The 15,370-nt window shown below is 58.6% G+C and carries 13 protein-coding genes; 11 read left to right on the top strand and 2 right to left on the bottom strand.

What is annotated here, in order from left to right; genetic code table 11:
- Nucleotides 1-8: 8 nt before the first annotated feature.
- Nucleotides 9-1,355 carry a 2-oxo acid dehydrogenase subunit E2 gene (locus EYC82_RS09545; protein WP_279249302.1) on the top strand — a complete coding sequence of 449 codons (1,347 nt, stop codon included), beginning with the start codon at nucleotides 9-11 and terminating at the stop codon, nucleotides 1,353-1,355.
- Nucleotides 1,356-1,367: 12 nt separating this feature from the next.
- Entirely contained in the window at nucleotides 1,368-3,395 is a 2,028-nt protein-coding gene (locus tag EYC82_RS09540; RefSeq protein ID WP_279249301.1) for an O-linked N-acetylglucosamine transferase, SPINDLY family protein, read from the top strand.
- Here the strand turns inward: EYC82_RS09540 and EYC82_RS09535 are convergent.
- The gene (locus EYC82_RS09535) at nucleotides 3,381-4,649 is read right to left on the bottom strand and encodes a hypothetical protein (protein ID WP_279249300.1); all 1,269 of its coding nucleotides are present in this window, start codon (nucleotides 4,647-4,649) and stop codon (nucleotides 3,381-3,383) included. The genes EYC82_RS09540 and EYC82_RS09535 overlap by 15 nt on opposite strands.
- Before the next feature lie 12 nt (nucleotides 4,650-4,661).
- The gene (locus EYC82_RS09530; protein WP_279250678.1) at nucleotides 4,662-5,240 is read right to left on the bottom strand and encodes a MiaE family protein; all 579 of its coding nucleotides are present in this window, start codon (nucleotides 5,238-5,240) and stop codon (nucleotides 4,662-4,664) included.
- A 189-nt stretch (nucleotides 5,241-5,429) separates the two neighbouring features.
- Here EYC82_RS09530 and fabV point away from each other — a divergent pair, with 189 nt between their 5' ends.
- The 9 genes from fabV (at nucleotide 5,430) to EYC82_RS09485 (ending at nucleotide 15,369) form a co-directional block, all read left to right on the top strand.
- A complete protein-coding gene (gene fabV, locus EYC82_RS09525) occupies nucleotides 5,430-6,620 on the top strand; it encodes an enoyl-ACP reductase FabV (protein WP_279249299.1) in 1,191 nt (396 codons plus the stop codon).
- Between the two features lie 4 nt (nucleotides 6,621-6,624).
- Nucleotides 6,625-7,455 (top strand): MBL fold metallo-hydrolase, encoded by an 831-nt coding sequence (locus EYC82_RS09520; RefSeq protein ID WP_279249298.1) that lies wholly within the window; start codon nucleotides 6,625-6,627, stop codon nucleotides 7,453-7,455.
- A gap of 81 nt (nucleotides 7,456-7,536) precedes the next feature.
- Nucleotides 7,537-9,168 carry a long-chain-fatty-acid--CoA ligase gene (locus tag EYC82_RS09515; protein WP_279249297.1) on the top strand — a complete coding sequence of 544 codons (1,632 nt, stop codon included), beginning with the start codon at nucleotides 7,537-7,539 and terminating at the stop codon, nucleotides 9,166-9,168.
- Nucleotides 9,169-9,179: 11 nt separating this feature from the next.
- Nucleotides 9,180-10,952, top strand: coding sequence for a sulfatase-like hydrolase/transferase (locus tag EYC82_RS09510; RefSeq protein WP_279249296.1), 1,773 nt, complete (start codon nucleotides 9,180-9,182; stop codon nucleotides 10,950-10,952).
- Between the two features lie 153 nt (nucleotides 10,953-11,105).
- Nucleotides 11,106-12,680, top strand: a complete 1,575-nt coding sequence (locus EYC82_RS09505; protein ID WP_279249295.1) for a FadD3 family acyl-CoA ligase — start codon at nucleotides 11,106-11,108, stop codon at nucleotides 12,678-12,680.
- Nucleotides 12,677-13,174, top strand: a complete 498-nt coding sequence (locus EYC82_RS09500) for an Lrp/AsnC family transcriptional regulator (protein WP_279249294.1) — start codon at nucleotides 12,677-12,679, stop codon at nucleotides 13,172-13,174. The genes EYC82_RS09505 and EYC82_RS09500 overlap by 4 nt, the downstream gene beginning before the upstream one ends.
- Nucleotides 13,164-13,628 carry an Lrp/AsnC family transcriptional regulator gene (locus EYC82_RS09495; RefSeq protein WP_279249293.1) on the top strand — a complete coding sequence of 155 codons (465 nt, stop codon included), beginning with the start codon at nucleotides 13,164-13,166 and terminating at the stop codon, nucleotides 13,626-13,628. The genes EYC82_RS09500 and EYC82_RS09495 overlap by 11 nt, the downstream gene beginning before the upstream one ends.
- A gap of 43 nt (nucleotides 13,629-13,671) precedes the next feature.
- Nucleotides 13,672-14,547 carry a CoA transferase subunit A gene (locus tag EYC82_RS09490; RefSeq protein WP_279249292.1) on the top strand — a complete coding sequence of 292 codons (876 nt, stop codon included), beginning with the start codon at nucleotides 13,672-13,674 and terminating at the stop codon, nucleotides 14,545-14,547.
- 21 nt (nucleotides 14,548-14,568) lie between these two features.
- Nucleotides 14,569-15,369: a CoA-transferase subunit beta gene (locus EYC82_RS09485; RefSeq protein ID WP_279249291.1), complete on the top strand. Its 801-nt coding sequence runs from the start codon at nucleotides 14,569-14,571 to the stop codon at nucleotides 15,367-15,369.
- The last annotated feature ends 1 nt before the right edge of the window (nucleotide 15,370 follow it).

Genomic DNA, 15,370 nt, shown 5'->3' with positions numbered 1-15,370 from the left:
AGAGCGATATGGCGATAGAAAAGATAATCGTGCCCGATATCGGTGGTGCCGAGGGCGCCGAGGTCATTGAGGTGCTGGTGACTCCCGGCGACGAGGTTAGCGTGGATCAGGGCCTGATCGTTCTGGAATCTGACAAGGCCTCCATGGAAATTCCGGCGACCGTTGCAGGGAAGGTGATCGAGTTGCTGGCGGCAGTGGGTGATGAACTGGCAGAAGGTGCCCCGGTCGCCATGATCGAGAGGGTCTCGGAGCCGGATACTGCTGCAGCATCGACCGAGCCAGAACCGGCCGCAGATGTGCCGCGACAAGCTGCACAAGAGGATCCATTGGAAGCAGCACCGGCAGCGGTGCAGGTGTTGCCAGACAGTGAATCGACTGCGGTCGAATCCGTCAGGGACACGGAGGCTGCATCGCCCGCAGGTGGTGCCGTGACCACGGCACAGGCGCATGTGACGGGGACAAAATTCTATGCGGGCCCCGCCGTTCGCAAACTGGCCAGAGAGTTTGGCATTCCGTTGGAGCAGGTGCACGGTAGCGGTCCGCAGGGGCGGATTCTAAAAGATGATTTGCACCGTTATAGTCGGCGTTCGGTGCAGGAGGGCGGCGGTTCGGGCGGCGCAGGGCTGCCGCAGGTGCCCGAAATTGACTTTGCCCGCTTCGGTGAAGTTGAGACGACATCGCGGACTAAACTGGACAGGCTGACTGCGACCAATATGCGGCGCAGTTGGCTCAACGTGCCTCATGTGACCCAGTTTGACGAGGCGGACATCACCGATCTCGAAGCGTTCCGCGCGCAGCTGAAAGGCGAGGCAGAGTCTCGGGAGACGCGCCTCACGCCCTTGCCGTTTCTCATCAAGGCCAGCGCAATCGCCTTACGTGACAACCCGAAGCTCAATACGTCATTGGCGGGTGGCGGCGAGGAACTGGTCTGGAAGAAATACATTCATATCGGTATGGCGGTGGATACACCGTCGGGCCTGATGGTGCCTGTCATCCGCGATGCAGACCGCAAGAGTATCTGGCAGCTCGCTGCGGAGGTGATGGAGCTGGCGGCGAAAGCGCGGGAGCGTAAGCTGGTGCCGCAGGATATGCAGGGTGGATGTTTTACTGTGTCCAGTCTCGGTGCCATCGGCGGTACGGGCTTTACGCCGATTATCAATACGCCGGAGGTGGCCATATTGGGCGTATCCAAAGCGGCGACCAAGCCGGTTTGGAATGGCGTGGAATTCGAGCCTCGCAAGATGCTGCCTCTGTCGTTGTCCTACGATCACCGGGTGGTCAACGGCGGCGACGGCGGGCGTTTCTTCACTCGCGTGGTCGCGCTGCTGAGTGATATTCGCCAGCTTAGCCTTTGAGGAGCAAGTCATTTGAACGTCAAGCAATTGCTGTCGCGCGCCAAGACTCATGAAAAGCGGCATGAACTGCAGGCGGCGGCCGAACTATATCAGGCGGTGCTCGCGCGCTTTCCGGGTAATGAATCCGCCGCACGACGGCTCGCGAAATTGCGTCAGCGAGCCTCCCCTGATGCGGCCACCGTGCAGCACGACCTGCAGCAACTCGTGGGTTTGTTCAATGACGGCCAGGTGCGGCAGGCCCTTGAGCTGGGGCAAAAATTAGCGCAGCGATACCCCGATCAACCCCTAATCTATAACGTGTTGGGCGCGGCGAGTAAGACGCTGCTCGATTACGACAGCGCGATCGTTTACTTTAGCCGCGCGATTCGTCTGCAATCCGATTATGCCGAGGCGTATAACAACCTCGGCACAGTGCTTGATGAAGTGGGGCGAAGTAAAGAGGCGTTAGCCAGTTATAACGAGGCAATTCGCCTGCAGCCCGACTTTTTTGAGGCCTTTAACAATTTAGGCAATATCGAGAAAGACGCCGGTCATACCGACGCGGCAATTGCCTGCTACCATCAGGCAATTCGCATTCAACCGGCTTTCGCACCTGCCCATTCAAATTTGGGCGGTGTGCTTGGTGAGCTGGGTCGTCATGAAGAGGCGATTGCTGCGTTTACCCGGGCGCTGGACTGTGCCCCCGATTCGCAGGAATCTTTATCGAAATTGGCACACCAATTGAGCTTCGTCAGCGACTGGAACAGATTGGGTCCGTGTCGCGAGCGTCTATTGGCGGCGTCGCCGCAGACGGGGCGTATTACGCCTTTCGAAGCGTTACTACTCGAAGACAATCCGATGGCGCAGCGGCATCGTGCACAAAGCTTCGCCTGCAGGAAGTTCCAAGGCGCCGAATTGCCGTGCTCTGCCCCTCCCGACGTGCGGCCATCGCGCCTGCGCATCGGTTATTTTTCCGCCGACTTTCACAATCACGCTACCATGTATCTGATTGCCAGAATGCTGGAATTGCATGATACGGAGCGTTTTGAAATTATCGCTTACTCGTATGGTCCAACCACGGATGACGCGATGCGCAAAAGGGCCCGCAGCGCAGTGAGTGCTTTTCACGAGGTCGGCCAACTGGGCGACCGTGAGGTCGCCGAGCTGGCGCGCGGCCACCGCCTCGATATTGCCGTGGATCTAAAGGGCTATACGCAGGGTTCGCGCCTGGGCATATTTTCTTATCGCGTGGCGCCGCTGCAGGTCAGCTATCTTGGCTTCCCCGGTACCACTGGAGCATCTTTTATAGATTACCTGGTGGCCGACCATGTCGTTATCCCGCCCAAGCAGAGAAAGCATTACAGTGAGCAGCTGCTTTACCTGCCCAATTCCTATCAGGCTAATGACGACGCGCAGGCAGTGGGCCCAGCGGTCTCGCGGGGGGATGTTGGCTTGCCCGGCGACGGCTTCGTGTTTTGTTGTTTTAATAATAGCTATAAAATTCGCAAGGAAGAATTCAGTATCTGGATGCGCCTTTTAGGCGAGGTGGAGGGGAGCGTTCTCTGGTTGATTCAGGCCAATGATCTGTCCGAGATAAATTTGCGTCGCGAGGCGGAGAACGCCGGTATCGATCCTGACCGCCTGCTGTTTGCGCCAAAAATTCCTCGGCCGGCGCACCTTGCCCGTTTGCGTCTCGCCGACTTATTCCTCGATACTTTTTGCATTAATGCCCACACTACAGCTAGCGATGCACTTTTTTGCGGAGTGCCTATAGTGACAAAGGCAGGCGCAGGGTTTGCCGCTCGTGTGGCAGCGAGTCTTCTATCGGCCATTGACCTTTCCTCATTGATAACGGAGTCAGACGAGGCCTATGAGCAGCTGGCACTATCGTTGGCGCGTAATCCAGATCATCTCGCGGCCCTGAAAAATCGACTGCAAGATAACCGTGCCAGCTCGCCCCTGTTTGATTCGGCGCGTTTTACTCGGGACCTGGAGGCCGCTTACGATTCGGCTTATCAGTGCCATCTTGAGGGTCAGCCGCCGGCTTTAGTGGGAGGTTAAGTCCGGTGCCGGATCTGTATTCTGCCCGGTCCAGAAAACCGGTTGTAGCGCTTCCAGTTGCGCCAGCGTTTGCAGCGCCCATCCTGCATCGCGGATGGCGTGCAGAAATTGCAGGGTGCGCAGGGCGTCAAACCACTGATTGAACTGACGAATAAACTGAGCTTCACTGCGCCCTTGCCGTATGCAGTGGTCCAGACTTGCCTCAACGCCCAGTGTGTCCAGTGCGGTTTCCGCCCGCACCGCCAATACGGTATCCAGCCCCTGTTCGATGAGTAAGTCGGCAATGCTTTGTTTGGGTGTCTGCGCCAATTGTGGCAGAGCGCCCAATAAGCCGCGCAGTGCCTCGAAACTCGCAGGATGATCGAAAATCGCGCTGTCTGCAGGCGTTGGCGCGGTAGCGATGGTGGCCACCATCGGACCGGTACCAAATGGCACTCGGGAGGAGCGTCTCGATTGCAAGCGCACAGGATTCCCCTGCAGTTGCGACACCGGGCCCAGCTTGGCGAGTTTGTTCAGCAGGTAGAAATCCTCGCCCGCGGCCCGTTTGGGGAAGCCGCGCACCATCGCATAGGCACCCGGTCTGACTGCCAGGCAGCTGCCGAGGCTGTGATGGGCGTAGTGCGAGCCCGCCCAACTGAGTCCTGCCACGTAGTAGCGCAATCGTAGTTCATACAGTGCCGTTGCGCTGTTGCAAGCCAGATCGTCGCCTGGGACGTGCTTAAAGGGAAAGACTGCTGCGACCGCACCCGATGGAGTGTCGGCCAACGCGCTGAAGTAATCGTCGGGCAGTGTGGCATCGGCGTCCGTGCTGCAAATCCACTCGGCGTTAATGAACCCCTCGGTCATCCACTGCAGTGCCAGATCGCAGCCCGCCTTGCGTGCGAGGCCAACCCCCAGCTGGGCGGGATTTGGACCGTATAATTCTTCCATGTCATAGACGTACAGGTCCGAGTGAGTGTTTAGCCCGGTCAGAGGTGTGGTCGTTGTCGGTGACAGTTGCACTTGCAGTGCTTCCTGGAGGGTCCGGTTGGCTCGAGCGTCAGGATCGGAGTCCGGGCGATTTATAACGAGAATGACCAGTGTTCTGCCGGTGCCCTCGGGCAGGCAGTACAGCGTATCGAGTAGATCAGAGGATTCGCGGTAAGCGGGTATGACCAACACGTGCTGCCAGCGGCCCCTGTCAAAGTGTTCCGTGGGCAGGTCTGGCTGGATATGCCGTTGCAGGTAGCGGGCGAGGGCGACACTGTCACGCATTGTATTAATGGCCTAATGCAGCGCGGCCCGGATGGGCAGCGTGGCGACCATTGCCGCCTCGATGTCGAGCAACTCCCGCCAGCGCGTATTTACCGTGTCGGCGTCAACGTAACGCTTGGCCAGCGTTAGGAATAACTCGAAATGACGTTCCTCCGACCGGGCAATAGATTGGTAAAATTTTTTCAGTGCCCCCTCGCTCAGTGCAGCTGCGACCAGGGCGAAGCGCTCGGCGCCTCTCGCTTCAATGATGCTGGCGGTCAGCAGGCGATCCAGCAGATAGACCTCCTTGCCCTGGCGGATGGCCTCTCTGAACGACACGACATACGCGTCCCGGGTGTCTGGCGCTGTGACCAGGCCGCGTTGGTGAATCCACTTCACCACTTCCCTGTAGTGGGTCAATTCCTCAACGGCGAGGTCCGCCATCGCTGCCACCAGGTCGATACGGTCAGGGTAGTGGGACAACATGGAAATGGCCATGCCAGAGGCCTTTTTCTCTGCCGCGGCATGGTCCAGCAGAAAAGCGTCGAAGTCGGCCATCACGGCTTCGGTCCAGGCGGGCGGAGTGGCGTATTGTAGCGGTGAGTCTGGCATACCGGGCTTCGTATCATCCCCAAGCCCGCCATTGAACTGCACGGCAACGCGAAACACAAGTCTGTCCGGCTTTTACCTGCCCCTCGACTTGCGGCTACGCCGCGACCCTATGCTAAACTCGCGTTTCGATTTCGGGTCTACGAACACCCGGCTCCCAGCTTCGAACCACAGACCAGGACTGCCTCAGCAATGATTATCAAACCTCGCGTTCGCGGATTTCTTTGCACCACCACCCACCCGGTTGGCTGCGACGCCAACGTCAAACGACAGATTATGCACGTGCGCAATCAAGGGCCGGTCAGTAAGGGCCCAAAGCGCGTGCTGGTGATCGGCGCATCGACTGGCTATGGGCTTGCCTCGCGGATAACGGCGGCGTTTGGTTGTGGAGCTGCCACGCTGGGTATCTTCTTTGAAAAGCCGGGAAAGGAGAAAAAAACCGGCACAGCGGGCTGGTACAACTCTGCCGCGTTTCACCGTTATGCCGAGCAAGAGGGGTTGTATGCCAAGAGTATCAATGGCGATGCTTTCAGTGATGCGGTGAAACAGCAGGCAATCGACGTGATAAAAACGGACATGGGTCAGGTAGATTTGGTGATATACAGCCTGGCGGCGCCGCGGCGTCAGCACCCGGTGACTGGCGTAGTGCACGATTCCACACTCAAGCCTGTCGGTAAGGATGCCGTGCAAATGGGGGTAAACACGGATAAGGAAGAGATTCAGGAATTTTCTCTCCCGGCCGCGACGCAGGAAGAGATAGAAAATACTGTCGCTGTCATGGGCGGTGAAGACTGGCAGATGTGGATTGAGGCCCTCGACGAGGCAGGGGTTTTGGCTGACGGGGCGAAGACAACCGCCTACACCTACATCGGGGAGAAGCTGACCTGGGATATTTATTGGCATGGCACCATAGGTGTTGCCAAGCAGGATCTGGACCGCCGCGTGCTCGCCATTCGAGAGCGACTGGCGGCCAGGGGCGGTGACGCCAGGGTGTCGGTACTGAAAGCCGTGGTTACTCAGGCCAGTGCTGCGATCCCAGCCATGCCGATTTATCTCGCGCTGCTGTTTAAGGTGATGAAGGAGCGTGGTGTGCACGAAGGCTGTATCGAGCAAATCGACGGCTTGTTTCGGGAGTCGCTGTATGGCAGCCATCCTCACCTGGATGAGGAGGGGCGATTGCGTGCCGACGGCAAGGAGCTGGACCCCGAGGTGCAGGCCGCTGTCGATGCTCTGTGGAGCCAGATCAGCACTGAAACCCTGCGGGAGTTATCGGACTATGCGGGCTACCGACGAGAGTTCCTGCAATTGTTCGGCTTCGAAGTGGATGGCGTGGATTATGAGCAGGACGTCGATCCTTATGTATTGATCGATAATCTGGTCTAACGCGATGCTTGAGCACGGCGTGCCATTTCGTCTCAATAGCCGGGTGCATCGACTGGTCGCCCCCAACCCGGGAGTGATGACTGGCCCCGGCACCAATACCTACCTGCTAGGGGGCGAAAAGGTTGCCGTTTTGGACCCCGGCCCCGCTATTCCCGCGCACGTTGACGCCATTCTGGATGCCGCCGGCGACCGCATACACTGGGTTGTCTGCACCCACACGCACCCCGATCATTCCCCAGCTGCGCAGGCAGTGGCGCGTGCCACCGGTGCCGAGGTGATCGGGGCAGTACCACCGGAGGATGACCATCAGGACAAGACCTTCAAGCCGACCATAGATTTGCATCACGATCATGTTCTGGCTACTGACGAGTTTACCCTGCGGGCAGTCCACACGCCCGGCCATGTAGGTAACCACTACTGTTTTTTCCTCGAGGAAGAGGGCATGTTGTTCGCTGGCGATCACATCATGAACGGCTCTACGGTGGTGATTATTCCCCCTAGTGGCGACATGAAAGCCTATATTGAATCCCTGCAGCTGCTGTTGGACTATCCGCTCAGGCAGATTGCGCCGGGCCACGGTGATGTCATTGAGGACCCTGCGGCCGCGGTGGAGTGGCTGGTGCAGCATCGTCTGGGCCGCGAGGGCAAGGTGGTCGACGGCCTGCGTAGCAGCGGTCGCTGTTCGCTGGATACGCTGGTGAAAGTGGTTTACGACGATGTGGATACGAGTCTGCACAAGATGGCGAAGTTATCGCTCAGTGCGCACCTGATCAAGTTGCGTGAGGAAGCGCGCGTCAGGGAATACCCGGAAGATGGCGTCTGGGAGTTACTGTAATTTTGAAGGGCGATGGTGCATGTTGAGGGTTGGCTTCCCCGTTGTGCCGTCGTTGGATAAGACTATTGGAGAGCGTGAGATATGAACGGGTTAATGATGGATATGCCGCTGACGATTGCCTCGATCGTGGAGCATGCGGAGCGAATCAACGGCGACGGCGAGATTGTGTCAGTGACCGCGGACAACCCCCGACATCGCTATACCTACCGTGAGGCGTTTGCCAGGGCGCGTCAGCTTGGCGACAGCCTGACCCAGTGGGGCCTTGCCCGCGGTGACCGCATTGCCACCCTAGCGTGGAATGACTATCGGCATTTTGAAGTCTATTACGGCGTCGCCTGCACCGGCCACGTTTGTCACACCATCAACCCGAGGTTGTTTCCGGAGCAGCTGGTCTACATTATTAATCACGCTGAGGATCGCTATGTATTTGTTGATCCGGATTTTGTGCCGCTGGTTGAAGGTCTCGCGGAGCAATGCCCCATGGTGCAGGGCTGGATTATCCAATGCAGTGCAGACCGCATGCCGCAAACCTCACTGCCCAACGCGATCTGCTACGAAACATTGTTGGAAAAAGGCAGCCCTGATTTCCAGTGGCCGGCGCTGGAAGAGCGAGACGCCTGTGCGTTGTGTTATACGTCGGGAACCACCGGCAACCCCAAGGGCGTTTTGTACTCCCACCGCTCTACACTGTTGCATTCCTATGCCACCATGATGCCGGATGCTCTGGGCATCGCGCGCAGGGATGTAGTGCTGCCGATTGTGCCCCTGTTTCACGTCAACGCCTGGGGCAACCCGTATGCCTGCCCCATCGCGGGTGCCAAGTTAGTGTTTCCAGGCAGCAAAATGGGTGATGGGGAGACGCTGGCAGCGCTGATCAATGAAGAGAAGGTGACTCTGTCCGCCGGTGTGCCCACGGTCTGGCTGGGATTATTGGCCCACCTTAAAAAATCGGGGCAGCGTGTCGATTCACTGGAACGCATCATTGTCGGCGGCGCGGCCTGCCCGCTGTCAATCATGGAAGACCTCGACAGTTACGGTGTGAGTACCCGGGTCGGTTGGGGCATGACGGAGATGAGCCCCCTCGGCTCGGCCAATGCCGGCGACAGCGAGCGGGACAAGTACAGTACTGAAGACTACGCGAGGCTCCGCCTCAAGGCGGGGCGACCGATATTTGGTGTTGAAATGAAAATCGTCGATGATGAAGGTAAAGCGTTGCCCTGGGACGGAGAGGCATTCGGTTCTCTGCTGGTGAGAGGGCCCTGGGTCTGCTCCAGTTATTTCAAGCTGGAGGACTCTGATGCTCACGAGCGCGAAGCGGGCTGGTTCGAGACCGGTGATGTGGCCACTATTGACGCGGACGGCTACCTGGCGATCACCGATCGCACCAAAGATGTCATCAAATCCGGCGGCGAATGGATATCCTCCATCGAGGTAGAGAACGCGGCGACGGATCATCCCCAGGTAGCGGAGGCGGCGGTGATCGGATGCTATCACCCCAAGTGGAGTGAGCGCCCGCTGCTGATTGTGGTGCGGTCCAGCGACGGGCAGGACGTTACCGCAGCGGAGATCCTGGCCTCGCTTGAGGGCAAGATCGCCAAGTGGTGGATGCCCGACGCGGTGGAGTTCGTTGACGAGCTGCCTCATACCGCCACGGGCAAGGTGCAGAAGCTCAAGTTGCGAGACCAGTTCAGTGGCTATGCTTTCAAGGCGTGACAGGACGAGCTGTGTTGTCTCGCGGGCCTGACGAGTCGGTAATGCGGGAGCGCCTCAAGCTGCTTGTGGCAGCCCTGGTGTTGTTGTTGACGGTGTTTTGTTTTGCGCCGCTCGGCGTTTTACTGCTGAACGCGGCGGAGGTTGCTGTATCCCCCCGCAGCGTGCTGGAGCTGCCCCGCTGGCTGGTGCTGTGTTTATCGGGTGTATTCATCGGCTGCCTGTTGCTGCCCTCGGCAGCGCGGCGCAGTATCGCCTGTCTTGCGTTGGGCGCCGCCGCGCTTTTCTATCTGCAGGGTAATTTTTTGGTGTGGGACTACGGTCCACTGGACGGCACCGATATTGACTGGCAGGCGCACCGGTTGGTCGGCTGGCTGGAGGTGCTGATCTGGCTGTTGGCGCCGCTGCTTGTCCTGTATTACCGGGCGGTGCTTTGGCGTCATCTAGTCGGTCTTTCACTACTTCTGGTTGCGGTGCAGGGGGCGTCCCTGATCGCTCACCTGGGTTCGGGCAAAACATTTCCGCGCGATGGGCCGGCGACGGCACAGGAAATTGAAAGAGACTTCTTCGCCTTCTCGGAGGAGCGCAATGTGGTGGTTATTGTGCCCGACACTTTTGCGTTGCCCGTCTTCGAAGAGACACTGACTATTTATCCTGAGCTGGAGAAGCAGCTCGCAGGATTCACCAGCTTCCGCAATACGTTGGGTGTTTCACCCTATACGTTGCTGTCTATCCCCACCATTATGTCGTCTCTGGTCTACCGCAATTCGGGCACGATCCAGAGGTTTATGAGCGCGGCTTTCGGTGAGCAATCCCTACCCTTTTTCCTGTCGGAACAAGGTTACAAGATCGATATTGCGACCATGGGTACCTACAAACCGTCTCTGCGCTGGCTGCCGGGTGATGACTTGACGTCCGTTCTTTACGATAAACCCGGAGAAGTCCGCCTCCGCGATAGCGTGCAAATCTGGGATGTCACCCTGTTTCGCTACGTGCCACACGTGCTGAAAAAACGCATTTACGATAAGCACAAGTGGTGGTTACAGAGCCATTATCTGGGGAATGCGTCGTCGTCGCCGCGACGATCGCCACCCGGGGACCCGCTGATGGACGCTACGCCGGTGCAACGGGCGACGGCTATTTTTCTCGATCGACTGGCGCAGTTCGTGTCCCGCGATAGTCCGCAGCCTACCTTCAAATTTATCCATCTTTTCACCTCCCACCCTCCGTTTCAGATCGACGCAGACGGCAATATGCTGCTGGAATCAGAATACGAGACGATGCCGGTAACGGAGAGGGCGATTGCGCAGAGCGCCTTTGCGCTGAAGCAAATTCTGGGCATCCTCGACGTTCTGCAACAACAGGGTGTATACGATCAGACCATGGTGGTGGTGGCTGCGGATCATGGCACCGACATTACCATGGACACCCTGCCTGTCTATAAGCGCCGCGCCCATCCGATCTTGTTGATCAAGCCCTTTGGTGCCTCGGGAGAGCTGCAGGTCTCGGCGGCGCCTGCCAGTCTGCTGGACGTCCCGGCCACGGTGATGGGGGCGTTGGGTTTGTCGGCACCCTTTGCGGGCTATGCGCTACTCGATGACGCGGTGCCCTTGGGCAGGGTGCGCCAGTATTATTACTTCGACTGGAGCGGCAAGGAGTTCTGGGACGTGGATCGCCTGCCGTTCCTGCGCCAGTATGATGTCAGCGGCCCCGTGGAGGCGCTATCGTCCTGGGCAGAGCGCTGTAATCTGACTTTTTCCGAGCAGCGAGCGGCATCCTGTCCCTAGCAGAGCGGCGCCGAGGCTTACCCCGACCAGGGCGAATGTATTAAATTCGTAGATATTCTTCTAAATATCTACGAAAAAGTCTTTTTATTTGCGCTTTGACTGACTAATATAAGCATCCCCGGTCGTTGTGGCCCTCTACTTAGTATCTCACCGATGTCCGATAATTCAGCGTCAGCCAGAACTCTGCCCCAGGTCGTTGTCGACGCGGCGTCACGCTACGGGTCTCGCCTCGCCATCACCGACGGCACGGTGCAGCTGACCTACGAGGAGCTGGACAGGGCCCGCATCGCCGCGGCTCAGGCGTTTATTGCGGCGGGTATTGAGCAGGGCGACCGCTTCGCCATCTGGGCTCCTAATATTTTTCAATGGATCGTCGCTGCCATTGGTGCGCAGAGCGTGGGTGCCGTGTTGGTGCCGCTGAATACGCGTTACAAGGGCTCCGAGGCGGCTTATATCATCCGCTCCAGCGGTGCACGGATGCTGTTCACGGTGGGGGACTTCCTGGGCGTCTCTTACCCGGAGATGCTTGCAGATCAAGCATTGCCTGAGCTCGAGCGCACGGTATTGCTCGACGATGCTGCCGTGGGCGGCCAGACCTGGTCATCCTTTCTTGCGGCGGGCGAGTCTGTTCCGACGGAGGAGGTGACACGTCGCGCGGCGTTGCTGACGCCTGAAGATACGCTGGATATCCTGTTTACCTCGGGTACCACGGGTAACCCCAAAGGTGTGGTGACTGCTCATGGGCAGAATATCCGTACGTTTGAAAACTGGAGCGCGACGGTGGGTTTACGCAGCGAGGATAATTACCTCATTATCAACCCGTTCTTTCACTCCTTTGGTTATAAAGCGGGTTGGCTGGCGGCGATTATTCGCGGGGCACATATCTTGCCGGTGCTTAGCTTCGACCTCGATGCGGTGATGGCGCAGATCGCAAGGGACAAAATCTCCATGATCCCCGGTCCGCCGACGATTTATCAGTCTTTGCTGGCTCACCCGCAGCGCGGCGAATACGATTTATCGAGCCTGCGTCTGGCGGTGACGGGCGCGGCGCCGGTGCCGGTTGAGCTGGTGCGGCAGATGCGAGAGGAGCTGGGATTCGAAGTAGTAGTGACTGCCTATGGCTTGACCGAAACCTGTGGCGTCGTGTCGATTTGTCGGCCTGACGACAGCGCCGAGCGTATATCGCACACCTCGGGTCGTGCCATGGACGGTGTTGAGGTCATGCTGGCAGATCGCGACGGCAATAGCGTCGCTGACGGCGCAGTGGGTGAGATTTTGGTCCGTGGTTTCAACGTGATGCAGGGCTATTTCAATGATGCGCAGGCCACGGCTGATGCGCTGACAGATGATGGCTGGTTGCGCACCGGTGATGTGGGCGAAATGGACGAGAACGGATACGTCCGAATTACCGGGCGTATCAAGGAGATGTTCATCGTCGGGGGGTTTAACTGCTACCCGGCGGAAATCGAGAATACGTTGTGTGATATGCCCGGTGTTGCTCGCGCCGCCGTTATCGGCGTGCCGGATGATCGCATGGGTGAAGTGGCGCGTGCTTTTGTGGTGCGCGATGGCGGTGTGCAGCTGGACGAGGCGACAGTCATTGCCTGGGCCCGTGACAACATGGCCAATTATAAGGTGCCTCGTTCCGTGGTATGGCTGGATGAGTTGCCGATGAACGCGGGCGGCAAGGTTGACAAGGCGGCGCTGGCGGGCGGTAGCGCGGGATGAGGGACAGCGCCACGCCGACAGGGCAGGCCGAGCCCATTGATCTGGATGACACAGATCACGCCATTATCGCGCTGTTGCGCGGTAACGGCCGCATGCCCTATCGGGCTGTCGCGCGCGAACTGAATGTCTCGGAAAACACGGTGCGCGCACGGGTGCGACGCATGGAGGAGTCCGACACCATGCGTGTGGTGGCCGTCACCGATATCGAAGCCGCGGGCTTTGGTATGTTGCTGGCGATTGGTGTGCAGGTGGAGGGCCGTTCACCAGAGGAGGTGGCGCGGGACATGGCGGTTGTCCCTGAAGTTTTTTCCGTCAGCGTGGTCGTGGGTGCCCAGGACATCGAGATACTGGTAGTTGCCCGAGACCAATCGCACTTGAATGCCCTGATCGCTGAACAGCTGGGTGTTGTTCCCGGTGTGCGGAGACTGACGCCGGCACTGGCGCTCGATGTATTGAAGAACCAGCCGGACTGGGTGCCTTTTCATGCGGCGTAATCTCGATGGCTCCGACCGAGCAATCGTGGAACGACTGTCCCGCGATGCGCGGGTCAGCAACCGGGAGATTGCCGAGCAGCTCGGTGTCACTGAGGGCACTGTTCGATCGCGCGTTAAACGTATGGAAGAAGAGCGGCAGATTCGCATTACAGCAGTGACCAATATCGACCGCTTCAAGGATGCGGCGCTGGCGTATATCTGGATAGAGGTGGAGCGCAGCGACCAGACTAAAGCTATCGCTAGTGCGCTGGCGGATGTTACGGAGTTGGGTTTTGTCGGCGTGATGCTGGGCCGGGCCGACATTCTGGCGATCACCATGGTGCGCAATGCGGAACACCTGGCGGAATTTGTACACAAGCGTATCAGTGTGATCAAGGGTGTGCGGGGTACTCGCAGTACACTGGGCGTCAATTTTATCAAACATGACTATCGCGTGGCGCGCATAGTCAGTTAGACGCGGGCTGACAATAGCGCGCCAGCAAAAAAGGAAGCGAACGATGAACAAACAGATGACGGCGGCAGAGGCCATTGGGCAGATAGAAGATGGCATGACCATCGGTATCGGTGGCTGGGGCCCGCGGCGCAAGCCCATGGCCCTGGTGCGCGAAATCCTGCGGTCCGATCTTAAGGACCTTACCGTGGTGGCGTACGGTGGTGCAGATGTGGGCATGCTGTGTGCAGCCGGCAAGGTAAAGAAGGTGGTATTTGCATTTGTCTCGCTCGATTTTATTCCGCTGGAGCCCTATTTTCGTCAGGCCCGCCAATCCGGTGCCATCGAGGTGATGGAGGTGGACGAGGGTATGATGCTGCTGGGCCTGCGGGCCGCGAGCTGGGGCGTGCCATTCATCCCGACGGAGGTGGGGTTGGGCACCGATATTATTACGAAAAGCGCTGACCTCAAGGTAATCGACAGTCCTTACGATGACAAAGAGTGGGTAGCCATGCCGGCATTGTCATTGGATGTCTCCCTCATTCATGCGGACCGCGCCGACTCGCGCGGCGTCTGTCAGATAGCGGGCCCCGATCACTATATGGATGACTGGTTTGCCCGGGCAGCGCAGAAAACCTTTGTCTCCTGTGACGAGCTCGTCGACAGCGACTATTTTCATGATCCCGCACAGGCCCGGCTGGTGCATTGGGAACGCGCTGCCACCACTGGAGTCATTGCCATACCGGGCGGTGCGCATCCGAGCTCTTGTGCCCCGCTTTACGGATTCGATGTCCCGCATTTCAAGGCGTACGTAGCGTCGGCGAAGGAGGAGGGCGGTATCCGGGGTTATCTCGATGCGTTCCTGGGGCGCTCGGAGGACGAGTACCAGCAAAATGTGGGTGGCCTTGACGCCATTCGCGCGATTGAATTGCCAACGTATTAACCGACCGGGGAGATAGAGACCATGACTGCAGCAATTGATTACACCCTGGCCGAGCTGTGCATCGTCGCCGCGAGCCAGGCGTTTGCCAATGAGGGTGAGGTACTGGCCACCGGTATCGGGGTCATCCCGCGACTGGCGGCAAGCCTCGCCATGAAAACGACCAATCCCGAGCTGATGATGACAGACTCCGAGGCGTGGATGCTGAGCGAGCCCAACCCGCTGGGCAAGCGCCCGGATGGCTTTGTGCCCGCCAGAGAATCCTGGATGGGTTTTTCGCGCATCTTCGACAACGTTTGGAGCGGCAAGCGTCACGCCATGCTGGGTCCGACCCAGATAGACCGCTTTGGCCAGTCCAATACCTCTGCGCTGGGAGGCACCTACGACAGGCCCAAGGTGATGATGTTGGGCGCTCGCGGGTTTCCGGGCAATTCAATTTCTCACCCAAACAGTTTTTTTGTGCCCTCGCATAACACGCGTGTGTTCATGGAAGGTGAGTGCGACTTTGTATCGTCTATCGGATACAACCCGGCGCGGCTGCCCAAGGGTCATAGTCTGGACGACATCGATATACGCCTCGTTGTAACTGAGTTGTGTGTGATGGACTTCGGGGGGCCGGACCACCAGGTTCGGCTGGTGTCGCTGCACCCCGGCATTACGCTGGAGCAGGTGCAGGAAAACACCGGCTACCCGGTGCATGTCCCCGAGGATGTCCCCGTGACGGTAGCTCCCTCGCAGGCGCAGTTGGACATCATTGCCACTATGGACCCGCATAATCAGCGCGCACACCAGATCAAGGACAACCCGCCCGGCAATCGTGGCTGAT

The sequence above is a fragment of the Candidatus Marimicrobium litorale genome (genome assembly GCF_026262645.1).
Classification (GTDB): Bacteria; Pseudomonadota; Gammaproteobacteria; order Pseudomonadales; family Halieaceae; genus Marimicrobium; species Marimicrobium litorale.
This window is presented reverse-complemented; position numbering and strand designations above follow the sequence as displayed.